This is a genomic window from Nonomuraea sp. NPDC049714 (assembly GCF_044465295.1).
GTDB lineage: Bacteria > Actinomycetota > Actinomycetes > Streptosporangiales > Streptosporangiaceae > Nonomuraea.
On the sequence record NZ_JBITLM010000009.1, the window covers coordinates 18,487 to 39,330 of the forward strand.

Genomic DNA, 20,844 nt, shown 5'->3' on the forward strand with positions numbered 1-20,844 from the left:
CACAACTGACCCGCTATTGTCAGAAAAATGACTACGGGGTTTGAGATGGGCAAGGAGACGCTGCGGCAGCAGGCCTCGCGGGTCCGCGTACACGGGTCGGAGTACGACGCGGCGATCGCACGGCTGCGGGACCGTAGCGGAAAATGGGGCGACGACGGCCTGTTCGCCGCCATCGAGGTGGCCTGGGGCGAGGCCCGCGACACCATGGTGACGGCCGTGCCCGCGCTGGGCGGCGCGGTCACCGGTGTCGGGGACGGCCTGACCGTGGTCCCGGCCAACGTCGAGGCGGCGGAGCAGGCCAGCCGGATGACGGAGACCGTCCCATGGCCATGATGCTGCCTCCAGAGCTGAACACGACTCTGGAACTGGCGGGACTCTGGTTCCCGAATGTGAACGAGGACGAGATCCGCCTCGACGCCGACGCGGCCCGGATCGTCCAGGCGGGCACGGCCCAGGCGAGTGCCGGGGCGACCACCGGGGTCCAGGCCGCGTTGGCCGGCTACACCGGCGATTCCGCCACCCGGCTCGCGAGCTACTGGCAGGAGACCGGCACCGACTCCGGCCACCTGGCGCAGGCCACGACCGCCATGCGGGTGGCGCCGGTGGCGCTGGACGGGCTGGCCACGGTGGTGACGGGCACCAAGGTCGCCGTGGGCACCATCGCCGCCATCGGCACGGTGCGCCTGGCCATGGCCCTGCTGAGCGGCGGGCCCTTCGCCGGGCTGTCGGCGACCGCTTCCCTGCTCGCCACCCGGCGCGCGGGGGTGAAAGTCTTCCGGGAGGCCGCGGAGGGCAGCGGCAGAGTGCTGGCTCCCGCGGTCACCAAGCGCGTCACCCAGCCCATGCGTGACATCCTGGACAGGCTACGACCACCGGGGGGCGGCCGTACCGCCCTGGCGGGCGCGGGTCCCGGTCGGATGCCCGCCTCCGGTCTGCGCGACTCCTTCGACCGGTCCCCCTGGATCATGCAGCGTGGTGGCAAGGGTGGCCGTGGTGGCGGGCGCGGACGTAACGAGAGCGAGGCCAACCTCAGCGCCGAGGAGCAGGCGGCGGTGGACGCAAAGAACGCGGGGCAGCCGTACGACCGCAGCGTGTTCAACAGGGCGGCGCAGAAAGAGAAGAAGGCGGAGAAATTCGCGGGAGACAGGAACGCGCAGAAGCGAGGACGGAAGAAATAGATGGCTGACCGGCTCGAATTCACGACGCGGCACTTCTCGCTGAACAATCCGCGCGGCGAGGAGCAGGGAGATGTGCCCATGCTCCTGCGCAGGCTCGCCAGCACGCTGGAGGAGCTGGGGCGGATCGAGGTCCGCGATCTGGTGCTGCACACCGACACCGACGACGACGGCGATCCCTGGCCGTTCGTCACCGTTTACTACGACCTGGTAGAGCAGGAGGAGCCGCCCGCCGGCAACGGCTACGGCACCCACTTGTGACAGGGCGATGCCCCGGCCGGACCGGCCGGGGCATCGCCACTGAGGTCAGAGCCGTTCGATGATGGTGACGTTCGCCTGGCCGCCGCCCTCGCACATCGTCTGCAGGCCGTACCTGCCGCCGGTGCGCTCCAGCTCGTGCAGCAGCTTGGTCATCAGGATCGCGCCCGTGCCGCCCAGCGGGTGGCCCAGGGCGATGGCGCCGCCGTTGGGGTTCACCCGGGCGGGGTCGGCGCCGAGCTCCTTCAGCCACGCCAGCGGCACCGGCGCGAACGCCTCGTTGATCTCCGTCACGTCGATGTCGTCGATCGACAGCCCGGCCTTCTTCAGCGCCTTCTGGGTCGCCGGGATCGGCGCGGTGAGCATGTAGACCGGGTCGTCGCCCATCAGCGCGAGCTGGTGGATGCGGGCGCGGGGAGTGAGCCCGTGGTCCTTGACCGCCTGCTCGGAGGCGATCAGCAGGGCGCCCGAGCCGTCGGAGATCTGCGAGGAGGTGGCGGCGGTGATCTGGCCGCCCTCCTTGAGCGTCTTCAGCGAGGCCAGCTTCTCCAGCGTGGAGTCGGGGCGCGGCCCCTCGTCGTGGTCGACGCCGTTGATGGGCGCGATCTGGTCCTTGAAGTAGCCGTTGGCGATGGCCTTGGCGGCACGCTGGTGCGACTCGAAGGCGAAGCGCTCCAGCTCGTCCCGCTTGAGCCCCCACTTCTCGCACATCAGCTCCGCGCCGCGGAACTGCGAGATCTCCTGCATGCCGTAACGCTCGACCCACTTCTCCCCGAACGGGAACGGCATGCCCTTCTCCAGCGCGGCGGTGATCGACGAGCCCATGGGCACGATGCTCATCGACTCCACACCGGCGGCCACGACCAGGTCCTGCGTGCCGGACAGCACGCCCTGCGCGGCGAAGTGGATCGACTGCTGGGAGGATCCGCACTGGCGGTCGATCGTGACCCCGGCGGTGGTCTCCGGCAGCCCGGCCGACAGCCAGGCGTTGCGCGCGATGTCCATGCTCTGGGGGCCGAACTGCATGACGCACCCCATGATGACGTCCTCGACCGCCGCCGGGTCCACGCCCGTACGGTCGATCAACGCCTTCAGCGAGTGCGCGGCCAGGTCAGTGGGGTGGACGGTGGACAGGCCGCCCTTCTTCTTGCCGACCGGGCTGCGAACCGCCCCGACGATGTACGCCTCTGCCACAGTGCCTCCTGGTAAACCGAGCATCATTCGGTCCTTACCAGGAAGGGTACAACAGAACGTTGCTCTACTCAGTCGGCGGCAGAAGATCCTCCGCGGTGTCGACCCGGAACCGCCACCGGTCCACCGCCAGGCCGTTCAACGCCTCCGACAGCGACAGCGCGAGCGCGCCCAGCTTCGCCTGGTCGTCGCCCCGCAACTCGATCGCGGTCAGCTCGGTCGCGAACGGCAGCAACTCCTGCGCGGCGGGCGGCTGGCCCTTCTGCGGCACCACCAGGACCCGGATGCCGCCGGCGTTGAAGACGAACTCCTCCTCCTGCTCGACCTCGCCCTCCAGCAGCTCCAGCAGCTCCTCGGCCGACGGCCGGACCGGCAGGATCACCGCGGGCCCGCCCCCGTGCCCGTCATCGGACGGATCGGCGACCTCGCCCCGGCACACCGCCAGCCCGCCCAGCCGGAAGGCCAGCCCCTCGGCCAGATAGCGGTCGAAGTAGTCGAACGGCAGCGGGCCCTCCGCCGTCACCCGGCACGCCCACACCTTCTCCAGCTCGCCGCCCACCAGATCCGGCTCCGCCTCGACCGGGGCGTGCACCCTGACATCCGCCGCCACGATGTCGTCACCGTCCTCGCGGGCGCCCGGATCGGCCAGCTGTACCATCCGCAGCAACGTCGCACGGTCCGGCTTGGCGGGCAGTGCCGCCGTGGGGCCAGTACGCAGTCTCCGCTTCGCCATCCAGCCCATTGCGCGCCTCCGCGATCAGCTTCGATACGAGCTCGTCATCGTCGCGTAGACGATGACGTTGTCGGTGTAGTGCCCGGTCCTGCGGATGTAGGTGCCACCACAGGTGATCAGGTGGAGCTGGGCGTTCTCCCGCGGACCGTAGACGCGCTCGGTCGGGAACGTCTTCTTGTCCGCCTGCTCGACGCCGCCCACCGTGAACACCGCCGTGATGCCGTCCTGCCGCTTCACCTCGATGGTGTCGCCGTTGACCAGCTCCGGCAAGCGGCTGAAGACGGCGCTGCGCGTCGCCGTGTCCTTGTGCCCCAGCAGCACCGCCGGGCCGGCCTCGCCGGGCGTCGACATGTTCCGGTACCAGCCCACCAGGTTGTGGTTGTTCAACGGCGGCACCTGGATCGTCCCGTCACCGGCCAGCCCCACGGACTTGATCGGCGCGTTGATCCCGAGCCGCTTCACCGAGATCCTGACCGGCGTCGAAGGCAGCATCGCCGCCGCCGGCACGATCTGCGGCAGCGGCGGCGGCACATCCGGCGCCGCCTGGAACATCGCCTGCTCCGGCTGCGCCTGCTTGGGCTGCGCCGACAGGGGCAGCGCCTCCCGGTCGCTGGCCAGGCCGTACTCCTCGGGCGAACCCAGCACGATCAGCATCCCGGCGACCACGGTCACCACACCGGCGATCGCGGCCAGAAGCAGCGCGCCCCGCAGCACCTTCCCACCCTGATCCGAGGGCGGCGGCGGTACGGGCGCGCCGCCGTACGGATAGTGGTTGGCCACCTCGATCAGCCCCTGGCGACGTTACGCCGACGCAGCATCAGCCCACCGGCCCCGGCGCCCAGGACCAGCACGGACCCGGCCAACAGGAACATCCGCCCATCCGGCCCCGCATCCCCACCGGCACCGGTAGCGGCACCCTTCTTGGGCGTCTGCGACGACCGCGTCGTAGGACTCTTCCGCGTCGTGGGCGTCTCGGTGACGGTCACGGTGGTGGTTTTGGTGGGAGTAGGGGTGGGGGTGGTGGCTGTGGGGGTCGGCGTGGTGGGGGTGGGGGTCGGCGTCGGGGTGGAGGTGGAGGTGGACGTAGGTGTGCCGGTGCCGACGACCAGATTCACGGAAGGGCCACCCGATGCTGGGGGCGTGCAGTTGTACCACACAGCGTTGTTCACCTTCAGCGCGAACCCGCTGGCCTTCACCGCGACGGTGCCGGTGGCGGTGGGCCTGACCACGACGTTCATGGTGGGTATCGACATGGGAGAACCGCTAGGCACGGCAGTCTGTGGAGTTAAGGTCGCGACCGCTGTCACTGGAGTGCTCGGCACCGGACTGCCGCTGGGAGTGACAGTGCCTTCTGCTACGACGGTACTCCTTGGGGTGATTTCAGCCGTGGCCTTCAATTGGCTAGCTGTGCTCGTGGGCTGCCGGATGTCCCAGGTCATCGTCACCGTCGCGCTGGCGACCGGAGTCGCGACCGGAGCTCTCAGCTCCATCTGGAAGGGGATGTTCGTCGCCGTACCCCCCGTGGGGGTACACGAGTAGACAACCTCTACCGGCGCTGCAATTGCGGCCACCGCCGGTACGACACCAAGAACGCCTGCGCCAAGGAGGGCAAAAGCAGATGTCTTGAGGGCGAGGCGGCGCCGCGCCTTGGACGTCAGCACTGTCCTTCTCCATTTCAGCACAGTTCACTACAGGGCGTACTCACGCTTCCAGCCGCGTGTCACGGTTGGGTTTAGATCATACGAACTTATCCTGTCAATCTTCTGTAAAAGACCAAAACCCCGCAGTCAGCCCTTCTTCTTCGACAGCGTCGCGTACACGATGATGTTGTCCGTGTAGCTGTGCGCCGACTTGTTGTAGATGCCGCCGCACGTGATCAGCCTGAGCTGGGAGTTGGCCGTGTTGCCGTAGACGCGGGCCGTCGGGAACGTCTTCTTGCCCACCTGCTCGATGCCGCTCACCGTGAAGCGGGTGACCTTGCCGTCCGAGCGGTACACGTAGATTCTGTCGCCCTTGGCCAGCTCACTGAGGCGCTTGAAGACGGCCGCGCCCTTCTTGGTGTTGACGTGGCCGTTGATCACCGAAGGGCCGAGCTCGCCGGGGAGCGGGCTGTGGCGGTACCAGCCGGTGAGGTTGGGCTTGCTCAGCGGCGGCGTGCCCAGAACCCCGGTTTTGGACACCGTCACGGTGCCGACCGGCGCGTTGACCTTGATCTTGGGGATCCGGATGCGCAGCGGCTTGGCCTTGGCCTTGGCGGCCTTGGTCTTGGCCGGCGGGATCGCGGCCACGACCGGGGCGGCGGCCAGGGGTGGGGGCGCGTCGAGGCGGGCCGGGGTGAGCGGCACGTTCTTGCCGCCGGGGCCGACGCTCGGCGGCAGCTCGAACGCGCCCGCGTTCTGGTACTCCAGGGTGCTCGGCTGGTCCTGCGCCACCACGGGGACCGACGCCGAACCGTCGTCAACCGTGGGGGCGAGCGCGAGCAGCCCCACCATGATGGCGCCCACGCCGCCCAGCGAGCCGGCGATCAGCAGCGCCGGCGTGGCCCTGGTCAGCAGTGACTTCTGCTCGGTCATCAGATCGTCCCTCCGGCGTGTCGCGCGCGCCGCCGCCGTAGCAACAGCCCTCCGGTGACGCTCCCCGCGAGCATCAGGGATCCGCCCGCGATCAGCCCGTACGGTCCCGCCGCCCCCGGCTCGGGCGCCTCACCGGTGTCCACGCCGCCCTTGGGCGTGTTGGCGACCTGCGCCTTCGTGGGGGTGGGGCTGGCGGAGGCCGAGGGGCTAGGGGTGGGCGACTTGGTGCTGCCGGGCACCACCACGGTCACGTGGTTGCCCGTGGGAAAGGTGTTGTGCTGCGGGGGCGTGTCGTCGCCCGGGTCCGGATCCGGGTCGGGATCCGGGTCGTCCGTGGGTTCGTCCGTAGGGTCATCGGTCGGTTCGTCCGTGGGGTCCGGGGTCGTCCCCCCGCCCACGGTGATCTCGACGGTGCCCGGATTGTTGGTGATCGTGCAGGTGGAGCGGTGCTCTGTCGGCGGGTCGATCAGCTCGCGCGTGTGCAGCTTGAAGGCGTCGAGGTAGATGGGCTTGCCGTCGTCGATGCTCCTGATCCGGGCGGTGTGCAGCCCGTACGGGAGGTCAGTGCGCTCCCAGAGGGAGACGTTGCCCTTGATCGAGGCGGTGGGGTTGCCGCTGGAGTCCAGGGTCGGGTCCACGACCGTCCCGTTGTCATCGTCGATGATCACTCTGACCTGGCCCAGGCCGGGCTGCTCGCGGCCGATGTACTCGAACCCGGTGCCCCGGAACCGGATGATCGCCTCGTCCTTGCGTGTGGTGGTGACGTGCACGTCCCGCAGCCAGTCGCCGTACTCGACGTTGGTGTGACCCTCAAGAGCCCAGTTGTTGCGATAGATCACCCGGGGGTCGTCGTTGTTGACGACGACCTCACCGGCGGGCGGGACGAAGTCCACGCTCATGGCCTGCGGGGTGAGCTTGATGACGCCGCTTTCGGTCATGTGCGCCTCGGAGGACAGGCCTTCCGGGGGCGTCAACGGCAGGTGGGGCTTGAGCGCGCCCTGCTCCTCGCTGCCGTGCGCCTCAAGGGTGCCGTTCCACGCGCCGTCGAGCTTGACGTTGCCGATCAGGGAGACCTGGGCGCCCTCGGCGTAGTAGTCGGGAGACTTGAACCGGGTGGTGCCCACCTGCTCGATCGACCAGCCCAGCTTGAGCATGCCGCCCCGCTGCACCGTGGTCGGGATCTGCACGCGGGCCTTGAGATTGACCGTGGCGCTCCCGGCGATCCCGCCGGTGCAGCTGTAGTCCACGACCAGGCTGAACGTCTCGGCCTCGGCGGGTATCGCGACGAACGAGGCCGAGGCAGCCAAGCCGAACGTTGCGGCGATCCACGCCTTGCGCCACCGACTCACGGCAACTCCGATCACACAGTAAACCGAAGGTAGATCTTAGGGTCGGCAGCCGTGCAACAAGTACATCTACCATCACTTGTGATGAACCCGTGTCCGCACCGGAAACCATCCGATCAGCGCAGTTATACGTACGAGTAACAGAATAGTATTCTGCAGTCACATTTCCCCTGCTTGGAGGCGATATGCGGCGAGATCTTTTCGACGAGGAGCACCTGCTCTTCCGCGACACCGTGCGGGAGTTCCTGACCCGTGAGGTCGCCCCCCACCACGACCGGTGGGAGAAGGACGGCATCGTCCCCCGCGAGGTCTGGAAGAAGGCCGGCGAGATCGGCGTCTTCGGCTTCTCGGTGCCCGAGGAGTACGGCGGCGCCGGCATCACGGACTTCCGCTACAACGCGGTGATCCTTGAGGAGATCATGCGGCAGGGCGCGTCCGGCCTGGGCTTCTCGCTGCACAACGACGTCGTGGCGCCCTACCTCGTCCACCTGACCGACGAGGAGCAGAAGCGCCGCTGGCTGCCCGGCTTCGCCGCCGGCGAGCTGATCACCGCGATCGCGATGACCGAGCCGGGCGCCGGCAGCGACCTGCAGGGGATCAGGACCACGGCGGTCCGCGAGGGCGATCACTACCTCGTGAACGGGCAGAAGACGTTCATCACCAACGGCATCAACGCCGACCTCGTGGTGGTGGTCGCCAAGACCGACCCGTCGGCCGGGGCGAGGGGCACCACGCTGCTGGTGGTCGAGCGCGGGATGGACGGGTTCGGCCACGGCCGCAACCTGGACAAGGTCGGCATGAAGGCGCAGGACACGGCCGAGCTGTTCTTCGAGAACGTGCGGGTGCCCATCGCCAACCGGCTCGGCCCGAACGACGGCGAGGGCTTCATCCAGCTGATGCACAACCTGCCCCAGGAGCGGCTGTCGATCGCGGTGGCGGCGGTGGCCGCGGCCGAGACCGTGCTGGAGCAGACGATCGAGTACTGCAAGAGCCGGCAGGCTTTCGGGCGGAACATCGGGTCCTTCCAGAACACCCGGTTCGTCCTGGCGGAGCTCGCCACCGAGACGGAGATCGCCCGCCACTACGTCGACAAGTGCATCCTGGCGCTCAACGCCGAGGAGCTCTCCGCGGTGGACGCGGCCAAGGCCAAGTGGTGGACCACCGAGCTGCAGACCAAGGTCATCGACCGCTGCCTCCAGCTCCACGGCGGCTACGGCTACATGATGGAGTATCCGGTCGCCAAGGCCTGGCTCGACAGTCGCGTGCAGACCATCTACGGCGGCACGACCGAGATCATGAAGGAGATCATCGGCCGATCCTTCGGCTTCTGAACCGCCGCGCGCCCGGCCGTCCAGCGGCGCATACTGGTCAGCGTGACTCCTCCGCTCCCTCAAGGGAGCGGCTTCTCGCTAAGCCGCTTGCGCAGCCTCACGAAGGGCAAGCCCTGCCCTCAAGATGTTGATCGCCGCGTTCACGTCGGCGTGCGCGGCATGCCCGCACGCCGTACAGGCGAACTCGGCCTGGCTGACGCGGTTCTCCTTCGCACAGTGCCCGCATTCGGCGCACCTGCGGGAGGTGCCGGCAGGATTCACCGCGATCAGCTCTCGACCGGCGCTTTCAGCCTTGTGCGACAGGATCGTCAGGAACACCCCCCAGCCCGCATCCAGGATCGAACGGTTGAGCCCGGACTTGGCGGCGACGTTGCGCCCCGGCGCTTGGAGAGTGCCGGAGGCGCTGCGGGTCATGCTGGTGATCCGCAGGTCCTCGTGCGCGATCACGTCGTAGGCGCGGACCAGGGCGAGCGCGGCCTTGTGCGCGCCGTCCAGGCGCTGCCTACGCACCTTGGCGTGCAGCGCGGCGACGCGGGCCACCGCCTTGCGCCGCCGCTTGGAGCCCCGCTTCTTGCGGGCCAGGTCCCGCTGCGCTGCGGCGAGACGGCCGGCCGAACCCATCAGGTGACGCGGGTTGTCCAGATGCTCGCCGTCGCTGGTGGTGACGAGCGAGGCCACGCCCAGGTCAATCCCGGTGACCGCACCCGTGGCGGGCAGCGGTCCTGCGGACACCTCAGCGCACGACAGCACCACGAACCAGCGGGAGCCTTCACGCTTCACGCTGATCGTCTTGACGGTGCCGGACACGCGGCGATGCCGATGGACCCGCACGTGCCCAACGCCCTGAAGCCGCACGTAGGTCGCGGTCGGGTGCTGCGGCTGGGAGTCCCACCGGCAGCCGTCCCCGTCCTTGGGCCACTCGACGCTGTCGAACCGGCCCCGGCCCTTGAACCGGGGGAAACCCGGCGTACGGCCTTCGCGGACCCGTTTGAAGAAGGCGGTGAACGCCTTGTCCAGACGGCGCAGGGTGGCCTGCTGGGAGGAGAACGACCACCGGCCCTGCCCGTCGGGGTCATCACCCCGGATGTGTTTCAACTCAGCGGACTGCTCGCCGTAGCGGACGCTCACGCCCGCCTTGGCGTAGGCGGTACGGCGGTGCTCCAGGGCGGCGTTGTACAGCTGCCGGTGGTCCTCCAGACACGCCGCCAGCGCCACCACCTGCCGGGCGGTGGGACGCAGCAGGAACGTGAACGACCTGCGCACACCCCACCTCCCCTCACGTTCGGTAACGACACCACCACGATATCGGCTGGCGCCGACAAAACCCGGAAGGACATCCGTGATGCGCGGACCTGACAGGTCAGGGCACGCTCGGGCCTTGACGGCCCTCCCGCTCCCGATTCCCCCGTCGCCTAAAGGTGACGGTCCCCTCGGGAGGAACTGATGGACGGCGGCCTGATCCTCCTGGTCTTTCTGGCACTGCTGTTCGCCTGGTGCCTCAACCGCGTGCGCCGGGCGATCAAGCTCGGCCCTGTCGGCTACGCAGGGGTGATGATCGTGTTCATCATCGTCATGCTCCTGCTGTGGGGCCAGACCATGCGCTGAAGCTCGGCGCGCCGCCGCCGCCTAACCGCCGCTGCCCGCCAGCAGCACGCCGGCCACCAGGCCGGGATCGTCGCACATCGGGACGTGCCCGCACCCCTTGAGCAGCTTGACCCGCTGCCCTGACCACTTGGCGGCGCGCACCGCCTGGCGGCGCGGCAGGAGCCGGTCGTGCTCGCCCCAGGCGATGGTGATCGGCGACTTCGGCGGCGCGGGCGGCAGCACATTGGCGAACGACTCCAGCGTCGGCTCGAACCCGGTGGACTCCCCCAGCGCCTGGGTGGCGGCGATCAGGGCGCTCGGCGTCAGCCTGGCCGGGTGCGCGACCAGCAGCCCCGCCGTCAGGGCGCGCCCCAACGGGCTCTCCGCCGTCATCTCCGCCTGCTCCGGCGGCATCGACCGGGCCGAGGCCCGCATCGCGCGCAGCACCCCTCGGCAGTAGAGCAATTCCGCACGGGACCAGAAGCCCGCCGGGGACAGCGCGGTGGCCGACCGGACCGTGCCGCGCGAGGCCAGCTCCAGGGCGAGATAGCCACCCAGGGAGTTGCCCGCCACGTGCGGTTCACGTACGCCGAGCAGTGCGCAGAACCCCTCCACCGCGTCCGCGAGCGTCTCGGCGGTGTAGGGGACGCCCGCGGGCAGGTCGGGCGAGCGGCCGAAGCCGGGCAGGTCGACGGCGATCACCGTCCGCGAGGCCGCCAGCCGGTCCAGCACGGGCAGCCAGGCCTGCCAGTGATGGCCGATGCCATGCATGAGGATCAGCGGCTCGCCGGTGCCGCGGCGTTCGAAGGCCAGCTCCATGGCCCCGAGTAGACCACTCAACGGCTACGGGTGGGAATCTCGAACCAGACGGCTTTACCTTCCCTGGTCGGCCGTGAGCCCCAGCGCTTGGCCAGCTGGTCGACGAGGTAGAGGCCGCGGCCGCCCTCGTCGTTCTCGCCCGCGCTGCGGATCCGGGGCAGCCGCAGGTCCTGGTCGAACACCTCGACCCAGACCGACTCCCCGCCGCGGCGCAACCGCAGCGTGAACTCCTTGTCGCCGGCCACCTCGTCCTCGAAGCCCGGCACGTCCCAGGACTCCTCGAACGGCAGCGGCGGCCCCTCGACCACCAGCTCCCTGCGCGGCACGCTCGCCGTGGAGGCGTGCAGCACCACGTTGGTGACCACTTCGGAGACCAGCAGGCAGGCCAGCTCCGCGCGCTCTTCGGGCACATTCCAGTCGGCGAAGGCCTCCGAGGCCATCCGGCGCGCCTCCCCCACCATGATGGGCTGGGCCGGGAAGGTGCGCTCCTCCACGTCCAGCTCATGGTCGCTGGAGCGGACGACCAGGATCGCCATGTCGTCGTCGATCTCGCCGGGCACCGCGACCGTCGCGACGTCGGCGATGCGCTCGACCTCGGCGTCGGTCATCTTGGCGAGCTTCTCGCAGAGCACGCCGAGCGTCTCGGCGTCGGTGGGCATCCGGCCGTGGCGGTTGGGGCGGCGATCGACCAGGCCGTCGGTGTAGAGGAGCAGCGCGGCGCCGGGCGGCAGCGTGCGGGTCTCCTCCTTGTAGACGAGGTCGGCGTGCAGGCCCTTGGCGCGCACGCCCAGCGGCTGCCCGACCTCCTCGATGTCGAGCTCCACGCACTGACCGTCGGCCAGCAGCAGGGGCGGCGCGTGCCCGGCGTTGGCGAAGGACAGCTGCCGCGACCAGGCGTCGTAGACGAGATACTGGCAGGTCACGATGGGCGGGACGCTCACGTCGGTGCCGCTGTCGTCGCGCTCGGGCGTGGCGATGATGCGCGTCCACTCGTCCAGCCTGGCCAGGATGTCGGCGGGCGACTTGTCGTCCTGGGCGAAGGCGCGCAGCGCGGCCCTGAGCTGGCCCATGATGGCCGCCGCCTTGGCGCCCCGGCCCTCCACGTCGCCGATCACGATGCCGACCCGGCCGGCCGACAGCGGGATCACGTCGTACCAGTCGCCGCCCACCTGGGTCTGGATGCCCTGGCCGTGGGAGGCGAGCGGCGCGGCGGGGTAGTAGCGGACGGCGATCTGCAGGCCGTCGAGCTGCGGCAGCGCCCTGGGGAGCAGGTGCTTCTGGAACGACTCGGCGGTGTGCCGCTCCTCCTCGAACAGCAGCGCGTTGTCGATCGCGAGCGCGACCCGGGTGGCGATGGCCCCCACGAAGTCACGGTCGAAGGCGTCGTAGTGGGGGCTGCGGCGCTCGGTGAGGTTGGACAGCCCGAGGTACATCAGCCCGAGCGTCTCGCCGCGCACGCTGAGCGGGGCGACGATCGCGGAGTTCATGCCGACCTCGCCGCACAGCCGCGCGCTGCCCTCGGACGGGGCGGGGAAGCTGTTGGCGGCGAAGTCGTCGACGAGGATGGTCTCCTGGCGGCGCATCGCCGCGTCGGCGTAGTGGCCGGCGGGATAGCGGATCTCCGCGCCCACCGGCTTCCAGGTGCCGGGCGGCGGCTCCCAGCTCTGCACGTGCTGGGAGATCCGGCGGACCAGCCGGTCGCCCTCCATCAGCTCGATGAAGCAGTGGTCGGCGAACTGCGGCACCAGCATCTCGGCGACCCGCTTGAGCGTCTCCTCGACGTAGAGGGAGCCCGCGAGCCGCTCGCCGATGCGCTCCAGCAGGCCGAAGCGGTCCTTCTCGCGCTCGTTGCTGCGCAGCGCCTCCCGGGCGCTGATGACGATCCCGGTCACCGAGCCGGACGGGTGGCGCAGCGGCACGGCCTGGGCCCGGACGTAGACGATCGTGCCGTCGGGGCGCCGGACGTCGACCGTGCCCTCCCACACGCCGCCCTTGAGCACGTGCTTGGCGAGCTCGATGGCCTGCGGGTGGTCCTTTTCCATGATCCCGAGCGACAGGGCCGACGCGTCGCGCGCGGACTTGCCTGGCCTGCCGAACAGCTTCTCGGCGAACGGGTTCCAGTAAAGGAGATTGCTGAAGCGGTCCGTGACGACCACGGCCATGTCGGCGTGATCGAGGACAGACGCGGCGGTGAGCTGGTCGGTCGCGTCCTGGGAAAGATCCCCCCATCGCTTCATCCGGGAACCACTCCTCGGGGAGGCATGCGCGAAAAGCGGACCACGGGCGCTCCTGCAACAGTCTTGGCCGGGGGGGAGTGGAGTGTCTCCCGGGTGGGATTCAACCAATCAGCCGCGCGTGCGTCAGCGCTTGGTGACGAAAACGTGCGCGGCAACGTCACGCGGAATCTCCGCGAGAGAGTCGTTCGCGTCACCGTCACCTGTCACCCGCACACCGTCGTCGCTCGCCGCGAGCGTCACCTCGCGTCCGGGTTGTATCCCAACTTGCTTGAGTTTAAGCATGAGAGCGGGATCGCTTTGCACTTGTTCGCTAATTCGCCGGACCACCACGGGGACGCCATGAGCTCCGGCGAGCTCCGTCATGGCGACCAGCGCGCTGCCGACGTGCTCGACGGGCTCGGTGGCGCCCAGCTCGGCGAGCCCCGGAATGGGGTTGCCGTGGGGGCAGGACGTGGGGTTGTTGAGCAGCTTGACCAGGCGCGTCTCAACGGACTCCGACATCACGTGCTCCCAGCGGCACGCCTCGATGTGCACCTCTTCCCACGGAAGCCCGATCACATCGATCAGCAGGCATTCGGCGAGCCGGTGTTTGCGCATGACGCGGGTGGCGAGTGTGCGCCCCAGCTCGGTCATGGACAGGTGGCGGTCACCCTCCACGCGAACGAGGCCGTCCCGCTCCATGCGGGCGACGGTCTGGCTCACGGTGGGGCCGCTCTGCTGCAGGCGCTCGGCAATGCGCGCGCGGAGGGGGACGATGCCCTCCTCCTCGAGCTCGTAAATCGTACGGAGATACATCTCCGTAGTGTCGATCAGGCCGTGTGCGGTCAAGGCTCCTCCCAACTGAAATGCTACGCCGGTCAGGGCAGGGACTGAGCCCGTCCGCTACGGGCACAGGAAGTCAGGTGCCAAAGCCTATGGGGAGAACGACTGACGATGGCAAAGGATGGCAACAACTCCGCGGCCCGGTTCCTTCCCGACCACCTCGATCTCGCGTCCCTGCGGGGCGCGGCGGCCGGCTGCGAAGGCTGCGGCCTGTACCGGAACGCGACCCGCACGGTGTTCGGCGAGGGCCCGGCCGAAGCCAGGTTCATGCTGGTCGGCGAGCAGCCGGGAGATCAGGAGGACCTCAAGGGCCACCCGTTCGTCGGCCCGGCGGGGCGCGTGCTCGACCGGGGTCTGGAGGAGGCGGGCATCGACCGGGACGAGGTCTATCTGACGAACGCGGTCAAACATTTCTCTTTCACGTCCCAGGGCAAGCGGCGGATCCATCAGAAGCCGACGGCGGCCGAGGTGGACGCCTGCCGTCCGTGGCTGAACGCCGAGCTGACCGTGGTGCGGCCGGAAGTGGTCGTAGTGCTCGGCGCGACGGCCGCGCGGGCGGTGCTCGGCCGGGACTTCCGCGTCACCAGGCAGCGCGGTGAGCCGGTGCCGCTGGGCGACGACGTGCCGGCGGAGGTGACCGCGGTGGCGGTGGCCACCGTGCACCCTTCGGCCGTGCTGCGCGCCCCCGACAGGGACGCCGCCTACGCGGGCTTCCTCGCCGACCTCCAGGTGGCCGCCCGCACCGCCTGAACGCCCTCAGCGCGCGCTCTGTACGTTCTGAACACGTCCTGAGCACGTCCTGAACGCCCTCAGCGCGCCCTGTACGTCCTGAAGCCGGCCACCGACAGGCCGATGACCAGGACGGCGACGGCACACGCCAGGCCGCCTCCCACCCACGCGGTGGTCAGCCCGAACACCGAGGCGGTGGCGCCGGCCCGCACGTCGCCCAGCCGGGGACCGCCCGCGACCACGACCATGAAGACGCCCTGCATCCGCCCGCGCATCTCGTCGGGCGCGTAGAGCTGCAGGATGGACTGCCGCCACACCGAGGAGACCACGTCCGCCGCTCCCCCGACGGCCATGAACAGCAGCACCAGCCACAGCTGCTGGGAGAGCCCGGCGGCGGCGACCGCCAGGCCCCACACGGCGATCACGAGCGTCAGCGCCAGCCCTTGCCGCTTGACCCGGGTGACCCAGCCGGAGAACAGCCCGCCGAACACCGAGCCGACGGCCATCGCGGCGACCAGCCAGCTCAGCGCGAACAGCGACCCGCCGAAGCGCAGGTCGACCAGCTCGGGGAAGAGCGCCCGGGGCAGCGCGAAGACCATCGCGATGATGTCCACGACGAAGGACATCAGCAACACCGGCGTGGTGAGGATGAACCTCAGCCCCTCCGCCACGGACCGCCAGCCCGGCCTGGAGACGGCCCCCAGGGGCGCGAGCGAGGGCAGCCTCAGGGCCGCGTAGAGGCCGGCGGTGAAGAGCACGGCGTCGACCGCGTAGGCCGCGGCGAAGCCGCCGTGGACGAGCACGACGCCGCCGAGCATCGGCCCGCCGACCGCGCCCATGCTGTAGACGAGCGAGTTGAGGGCGTTGGCCGACGGGACCAGCTCGGGCGGCAGCAGTCTCGGGATGATCGCGCCCCTGGTGGAGGAGCTGATGGCGAAACCGGCGGCGCCCAGCGCGACCGTGCCGAGCAGCACGTACACGTCGGGCACCCCGAGCAGCGACTGGATCAGGATGAGCACGGTGCTCACCCAGGCCACCAGCGACCCGGCCACGAGCAGCTTGCGCCGGTCCACGGCGTCGGCGACCGCGCCGCCCCACAGCCCGAACACCACCAGCGGGATGAGGTTGGCCAGGCCGAGCATGCCGACCCAGAACGACGAGCCGGTCAGCTCGTAGACCTGCTGGCTGACCGCGACGACGGTGACCGCCAGGCCGACGTGGGAGACGGCCTGGCCCGCCCACAGCCGCCGGTAGGCGGGCACCGACAGTGGCCGGGTGTCTACCAGATGACGTTTGACGAACTCCCCGAAAGCCACTTGATGGACATTAAGGGGCGAGCCTCTCCACCACCCACCGGGGTCCGGTGCGCCGGTAGCGAAGCCTGTCGTGCATCCGGTCGAGCTGCCCCTGCCAGAACTCCATCTCCACCGGAGCCACCAGATAGCCGCCCCAGAAGTCGGGCACCGGCGGATCGTCCGGCCAGCGGGCCGCCAGCTCCTCGTAGCGGGCGTCCAGCTCCTCCCTGGACCGCACGACGGCGGACTGTCGTGACGCCCAGGCCCCGATGCGGGAGCCGTACGGCCTGGAGGCGAAGTAGGCGGCCGACTCCTCGTGAGGCAGCCGCACAACCGAGCCCTCGACGCGCACCTGGCGGCGCATCGGGTGCCACGGGAACAGCAGCGAGGCCCGCGGGTTCTCCGCCAGGTCGCGGCCCTTACGGGACTCGTAGTTGGTGTAGAAGACGAACCCGCGTTCGTCGTAGCCCTTCAGCAGGACGGTCCTGGCGCTCGGCCGACCGGCCTTGGAGGCGGTCGCCAGCACCATGGCGTTGGGCTCGGGCAGGCCGGCGTCGAGCGCCTCCCCGAACCAGACGGTGAATTGCGCGATGGGATCGGCCGCGACGGCGGCTTCGAGCAGCGGTTCGCCCTCGTAGGTGCGGCGGAGCCCCGCCAGTGAGGGCGGGCGCGAGGTGGCATCCACAAGCGGTATTCTCCCGCGCTCGGGGGCAGAACCCTCACACCGCCTCTCACCAGCTGTTATGGCGTTTCGGCGGGTCCGGAGGGCGACCACCGGGCGGGAGGGGGTTAAATTGACCCGCCGGTATCTCGACATCAAGGCATTGCCGGAACATGGCAAGAAAGGGAGGCGGCCGAGAATGTCCGACTTCAAACCCGGCCTCGAGGGCGTTGTAGCTTTCGAGACCGAGATCGCGGAACCGGACAAAGAAGGGGGCGCCCTTCGATACCGGGGCGTTGACATCGAGGAGCTGGTCGGCCGTGTCCCCTTCGGGCACGTTTGGGGCCTGCTGGTCGACAACAAGTTCCAACCGGGTCTACCCCCGGCGGAGCCGTACCCCATCCCTGTCCATTCCGGTGACATCCGCGTTGACGTACAGAGCGCGCTGGCCATGCTGGCTCCGGCCTATGGCTTCAAGCCGTTGCTCGACATCAGTGACGAGGAGGCCCGCGACCAGCTCGCACGCGCCTCCGTGATGGCCCTGTCCTTCGTGGCGCAGTCGGCGCGGGGCCTCGGCCTGCCGATGGTGCCGCAGAGCCGCGTCGACGAGGCCAAGACCATCGTCGAACGCTTCATGGTCCGCTGGCGCGGTGAGCCCGATCCCAAGCATGTCAGGGCCATCGACGCCTATTGGACCTCGGCGGCCGAGCACGGCATGAACGCGTCCACGTTCACCGCCCGTGTCATCGCCTCCACCGGCGCCGACGTGGCCGCCGCGCTCTCCGGCGCGGTCGGCGCGATGTCGGGGCCGCTGCACGGCGGGGCTCCGGCCCGCGTGCTGGGCATGATCGAGGGCGTCGAGAAGCTGGGCGACGCCAAGAAGTACGTGCAGAGCGAGCTCGACAAGGGCAGCCGGCTCATGGGCTTCGGTCACCGCGTCTACCGCGCCGAAGACCCGCGGGCCCGGGTGCTCCGCCGCACCGCCAAGGAGCTCGACGCGCCGCGGTACGAGGTCGCGGCGGCGCTGGAGCAGGCGGCGCTGGAGGAGTTGCACGCCCGCAAGCCCGACCGGGTGCTGGCCACCAACGTCGAATACTGGGCCGCGGTGGTCCTGGACTTCGCCGAGGTGCCCTCGCACATGTTCACGTCGATGTTCACCTGCGCCCGCACGGCCGGTTGGGCCGCGCACATCCTTGAGCAGAAGCTCACGGGCAGGCTGGTGCGTCCCAGCGCCAACTACATCGGCCCGGCGTCGCGTCCGCTCAGTGACGTGCCCGGCGCCACCGAGGTCGCCGGCACCATCTGATCACCGCACCACCGATCACGGCACGATCTCGGCTTCGCAGCGAACGGCCCGCCCGACCGGCGGGCCGTTCTCCGTTCTCACCCCCCGCGCAGCGCCGCGTCCGGGCAGGCGGGCCGCGGCGGCACCAGCTCGGTGAGCCTGCCGCACAGGCCCACCAGGCGCTGCTCCTTCGCCTGACCGACCGCCCGCTCCGGGACCTGGACCAGCATGACGGCCTTGCCGACCGACTCGTGCGGCTCCCGTCCCCGGGTGAACTCGATCACCCCCGTCGTCCCGTACTGCGTGCCCAGCGCGCCCAGGCCGTACAGGACCGTGCCCTTGTCGGGCAGCGAGCCGGTGCCCCCGTAGGCGGAGCCGATGGCGAGCCCGAGGGCGAGCGTGGCGTCGTAGGCGAGCATGGAGTGCAGCTTCGACGGCTGCGGGTCGGCCTTGATCAGTGCCAGGATCCTGGCGATCTGCGCCTTGCCTCCCCTTCCCTCCCCCGCCCACGGTGACTCCCAGGCTCCCTCCCACGCCAGCGTGACGTAGTGCAGGCGCATGTTGGGGTGCTCGCCCAGCGCCTGGTGGTTGTCCTGTACGTATTTCGTCACGTCGTCGGAGGCGAGTACCTGGTGGGTGCGGGCCTGGCTGCACCCCACGTTCAGCCCTTCGACGAAGGTGGCGAAGTCGTCGCCGCGCCCGGTGTAGAAGATCAGGTCGTGGTCGCCGTCGCAGGCCTGCTTCACCTGGGTCTTGAGCTGCTCGCCGCCGGAGTACCGCAGCGTGGTGACCTTGTCCTCGCCGAAGGCGGCGGCGAAGTCACGCGACAGGCCGGTGCTGTAGAGGTCGCCTTCGGTGACGTCCTCCAGCAGCGCCACGGTCCTGGCCCGCGGCAGGTCGCCGGTGCCCGCCTTGATCCACTCGGCCGTCGCCCGGGCCTGCCGGCCGTTGGCGGCGGCCATCCTGAAGAAGTACGGCGCGGGCACCCGCTGGTGCACGGCCAGGTCGTCGGCCGTGCCCACGGTCACCATGACCGGGAGACCGGCGGCGTTCAGCACCGCGATGGCCTCCTGGTTGCGCGCCCTGCTCTGCGCCATGCCGATCACCCCGACGACCGGCGCGCCCGACTCCAGCCGGTCGACCACTTGATGAGCCGCCTCCACGACCTTCCTGAACACCTGCCCCGGGTTGACCAGCAGGACCCGGAGCTTGGGCCGCGAGCCGGTGGCGGCGTTGAACGCCTGCTGGTAAGCGGCGATGCCGAACAGCTCACCATGGGAGCCCGCCAGCAGCGCCTGCGGGGAGCCGGTCATCGGACCGATGTAGGCGACCTCCACGTAGCGGCCGCTCTCCACCGCCTTGACGTTCTCGGCCGCGATGAGCCCGATCGGCCTGGCCAGCCGCTCGTGGAAGACGTGGCCGCCGTCGGACAGGCCGATGCACTCGCCCTGGTCCCGCCACACGTCGGGGCTCTGGCAGTAGGTCCTGTCGAGGTTCCAGATGTACGCTCCCGACGCGACCAGCGGCCCCACCAGCAGCGCCGCCACGACGACCCAGTAGGCCCTGACCCGCTTGTGGCCCAGCTTGGACTGTCGCTGCGAGTCCTGGGCGACGGCCTGCCTGACCTCGTCCAGCGCCACCCCCTCGATCACCAGAGAGGAAGGGCCGTGCCGGGGCCGTGCCTGGTGCAGCCAGTCCCGGTACGCCTCGTCCCCGATCGGCTCGCCCCGCCGCGCGGCGTTCACCCGCACCGTCCGTAGGCTGGGCAGCAGGTCATCCCGCTTCGGCCCGGAGGTGACGACCAGCAGGGGATCCCAGCGCGCCACCTGGCGGCGCACGTCGTTCACCCGGGTGAGGAAGGGCGGGGGCTGCGCGCCGCCCACATTGCGCAGGTAGACGGTGCAGTAGTAAGCGCGGGCCCAGGACGGCCAGAGGAACAGCCGGCGCCGCCGGTAGGCCTGCCGGAGATCCTCCAGGAAGGCGTTGACCAGCACCATCTCCAGCTGTTCCGGCGTGAGCCTGGCCAGCCTCTCGGCGTAGGCGGGCAGCCGCTCCCACGGGTGGCGCGGGCGGAGCCGCTGGCGGCGGAACCACGAGCTCCTGATGTGGGTGCGAGCGAGCAGCACGGCGTGGCCGGCGGCCACCACCGTGGCGCCCGCCACGCTCAGCGCCCAGCCGGCGATCGTGATCAGCTGACCGGCCAGGGCGGCGAGCAGCGAGGCCGCCGGGATCCAGCCGGTGAGCAGCCTGCTCAGATAGTCCAGCCAGACCACGATCGGCCGCTCCTGGCCGTCCTGGAGCCGTCCCGGCCGGTGCGCGGAGAGCGCCTTCTCCATCTGCGGGATCTCGGTCTCCCCCGCGAGCTTGCGCTCGATCACCAGCAGCACGAACTCGGTGAGCTGGAACCGGATCGGCGGCAGCCCCTTGTGCCCGATCCGCTGGCCGAGCTTGTCCACGGCCTTCCGCACGACCGCCCGCACGTCCCCGGCCTCGCCCGCGTCCAGCGAGCAGATCGGTATGCTCGGATCGTCGGGCACCATGACCGGTTCGAGGTCAACGTCGTCCGGGCCGTCCAGAAAGATCGTCAGCTGCGGCAGCGGCGAGTCGCCGCGCCACGGGGCGGGCCGCTCGACCAGCCTGCGAAACAGATCTTCGAGGGACCTGCCGATTTCACTCCCCGCCATGAGAACTCCCTGTAGCAGCCGCCCCCGAGGCTCCCCCCATCCTCATCGATTCCATGGCAAATCGCCCGTGATCCACGGAACTTTCGATCAACTCCCGTGACCGGCTCCCGGTGGATCACTG

At 69.9% G+C, this 20,844-nt stretch carries 20 protein-coding genes; 8 read left to right on the plus strand and 12 right to left on the minus strand.

Going from position 1 to position 20,844, the window contains the following annotated elements; all coding sequences use genetic code 11:
- The first annotated feature begins 27 nt into the window (after positions 1–27).
- The 3 genes from ACIBQX_RS31245 to ACIBQX_RS31255 are packed head-to-tail and all read left to right on the plus strand — an operon-like array spanning position 28 to position 1,436.
- Complete coding sequence (locus ACIBQX_RS31245; RefSeq protein WP_397010788.1) at positions 28–333, plus strand: hypothetical protein; 306 nt, start codon at positions 28–30, stop codon at positions 331–333.
- Entirely contained in the window at positions 324–1,178 is an 855-nt protein-coding gene (locus tag ACIBQX_RS31250; RefSeq protein ID WP_397010790.1) for a hypothetical protein, read from the plus strand. Before ACIBQX_RS31245 ends, ACIBQX_RS31250 begins: the two co-directional genes overlap by 10 nt.
- Complete coding sequence (locus ACIBQX_RS31255) at positions 1,179–1,436, plus strand: hypothetical protein (RefSeq protein WP_397010792.1); 258 nt, start codon at positions 1,179–1,181, stop codon at positions 1,434–1,436.
- A gap of 45 nt (positions 1,437–1,481) precedes the next feature.
- Here the strand turns inward: ACIBQX_RS31255 and ACIBQX_RS31260 are convergent, their stop codons facing one another.
- The 3 genes from ACIBQX_RS31260 to ACIBQX_RS31270 all read right to left on the minus strand — a co-directional run bounded on the left by ACIBQX_RS31260 (position 1,482) and on the right by ACIBQX_RS31270 (position 4,137).
- Entirely contained in the window at positions 1,482–2,627 is a 1,146-nt protein-coding gene (locus ACIBQX_RS31260) for an acetyl-CoA C-acetyltransferase (protein WP_397010794.1), read from the minus strand.
- A gap of 64 nt (positions 2,628–2,691) precedes the next feature.
- A complete protein-coding gene (locus tag ACIBQX_RS31265; RefSeq protein ID WP_397010796.1) occupies positions 2,692–3,357 on the minus strand; it encodes a hypothetical protein in 666 nt (221 codons plus the stop codon).
- A 24-nt stretch (positions 3,358–3,381) separates the two neighbouring features.
- The gene (locus ACIBQX_RS31270; protein WP_397010798.1) at positions 3,382–4,137 is read right to left on the minus strand and encodes a class F sortase; all 756 of its coding nucleotides are present in this window, start codon (positions 4,135–4,137) and stop codon (positions 3,382–3,384) included.
- Positions 4,138–4,278: 141 nt separating this feature from the next.
- Between ACIBQX_RS31270 and ACIBQX_RS31275 the strand changes: the two genes are divergently transcribed.
- Positions 4,279–4,896 carry a hypothetical protein gene (locus ACIBQX_RS31275; RefSeq protein ID WP_397010800.1) on the plus strand — a complete coding sequence of 206 codons (618 nt, stop codon included), beginning with the start codon at positions 4,279–4,281 and terminating at the stop codon, positions 4,894–4,896.
- Between the two features lie 248 nt (positions 4,897–5,144).
- On the opposite strand, the gene ACIBQX_RS31280 is transcribed toward ACIBQX_RS31275, so the two are convergent.
- Positions 5,145–5,930, minus strand: a complete 786-nt coding sequence (locus ACIBQX_RS31280) for a class F sortase (RefSeq protein ID WP_397010802.1) — start codon at positions 5,928–5,930, stop codon at positions 5,145–5,147.
- A complete protein-coding gene (locus ACIBQX_RS31285; protein WP_397010804.1) occupies positions 5,930–7,279 on the minus strand; it encodes a hypothetical protein in 1,350 nt (449 codons plus the stop codon). The genes ACIBQX_RS31280 and ACIBQX_RS31285 overlap by 1 nt, the downstream gene beginning before the upstream one ends.
- Before the next feature lie 182 nt (positions 7,280–7,461).
- On the opposite strand from ACIBQX_RS31285, the gene ACIBQX_RS31290 reads away from it, so the two are divergent.
- Positions 7,462–8,607, plus strand: a complete 1,146-nt coding sequence (locus ACIBQX_RS31290; RefSeq protein WP_397010806.1) for an acyl-CoA dehydrogenase family protein — start codon at positions 7,462–7,464, stop codon at positions 8,605–8,607.
- 78 nt (positions 8,608–8,685) lie between these two features.
- Here ACIBQX_RS31290 and ACIBQX_RS31295 read toward each other — a convergent pair whose 3' ends face one another.
- Positions 8,686–9,870: an RNA-guided endonuclease InsQ/TnpB family protein gene (locus tag ACIBQX_RS31295; RefSeq protein WP_397010808.1), complete on the minus strand. Its 1,185-nt coding sequence runs from the start codon at positions 9,868–9,870 to the stop codon at positions 8,686–8,688.
- Between the two features lie 180 nt (positions 9,871–10,050).
- Between ACIBQX_RS31295 and ACIBQX_RS31300 the strand changes: the two genes are divergently transcribed.
- Positions 10,051–10,212: a hypothetical protein gene (locus ACIBQX_RS31300; protein ID WP_397010810.1), complete on the plus strand. Its 162-nt coding sequence runs from the start codon at positions 10,051–10,053 to the stop codon at positions 10,210–10,212.
- Between the two features lie 21 nt (positions 10,213–10,233).
- On the opposite strand, the gene ACIBQX_RS31305 is transcribed toward ACIBQX_RS31300, so the two are convergent.
- From ACIBQX_RS31305 to ACIBQX_RS31315, 3 genes are all read right to left on the minus strand, one after another.
- Positions 10,234–11,010, minus strand: a complete 777-nt coding sequence (locus tag ACIBQX_RS31305) for an alpha/beta fold hydrolase (protein WP_397010812.1) — start codon at positions 11,008–11,010, stop codon at positions 10,234–10,236.
- A 17-nt stretch (positions 11,011–11,027) separates the two neighbouring features.
- On the minus strand, positions 11,028–13,247 hold the full coding sequence (locus ACIBQX_RS31310) for a SpoIIE family protein phosphatase (RefSeq protein WP_397010814.1): 2,220 nt from the start codon (positions 13,245–13,247) through the stop codon (positions 11,028–11,030).
- Positions 13,248–13,370: 123 nt separating this feature from the next.
- Positions 13,371–14,075, minus strand: a complete 705-nt coding sequence (locus ACIBQX_RS31315) for a metal-dependent transcriptional regulator (RefSeq protein ID WP_397010816.1) — start codon at positions 14,073–14,075, stop codon at positions 13,371–13,373.
- Between the two features lie 105 nt (positions 14,076–14,180).
- Between ACIBQX_RS31315 and ACIBQX_RS31320 the strand changes: the two genes are divergently transcribed.
- Positions 14,181–14,819 (plus strand): UdgX family uracil-DNA binding protein, encoded by a 639-nt coding sequence (locus tag ACIBQX_RS31320; RefSeq protein ID WP_397010818.1) that lies wholly within the window; start codon positions 14,181–14,183, stop codon positions 14,817–14,819.
- 59 nt (positions 14,820–14,878) lie between these two features.
- Here ACIBQX_RS31320 and ACIBQX_RS31325 read toward each other — a convergent pair whose 3' ends face one another.
- Together ACIBQX_RS31325 and pdxH are read right to left on the minus strand one after the other, a co-directional pair.
- Positions 14,879–16,114 (minus strand): MFS transporter, encoded by a 1,236-nt coding sequence (locus tag ACIBQX_RS31325; protein WP_397010820.1) that lies wholly within the window; start codon positions 16,112–16,114, stop codon positions 14,879–14,881.
- A gap of 10 nt (positions 16,115–16,124) precedes the next feature.
- Positions 16,125–16,778 carry a pyridoxamine 5'-phosphate oxidase gene (gene pdxH / locus ACIBQX_RS31330; protein ID WP_397010822.1) on the minus strand — a complete coding sequence of 218 codons (654 nt, stop codon included), beginning with the start codon at positions 16,776–16,778 and terminating at the stop codon, positions 16,125–16,127.
- Between the two features lie 175 nt (positions 16,779–16,953).
- Here pdxH and ACIBQX_RS31335 point away from each other — a divergent pair, with 175 nt between their 5' ends.
- The gene (locus tag ACIBQX_RS31335) at positions 16,954–18,060 is read left to right on the plus strand and encodes a citrate synthase 2 (RefSeq protein WP_397010823.1); all 1,107 of its coding nucleotides are present in this window, start codon (positions 16,954–16,956) and stop codon (positions 18,058–18,060) included.
- Between the two features lie 77 nt (positions 18,061–18,137).
- Here ACIBQX_RS31335 and ACIBQX_RS31340 read toward each other — a convergent pair whose 3' ends face one another.
- Positions 18,138–20,723, minus strand: coding sequence for a hypothetical protein (locus ACIBQX_RS31340; protein WP_397010824.1), 2,586 nt, complete (start codon positions 20,721–20,723; stop codon positions 18,138–18,140).
- Between the last annotated feature and the right edge of the window lie 121 nt (positions 20,724–20,844).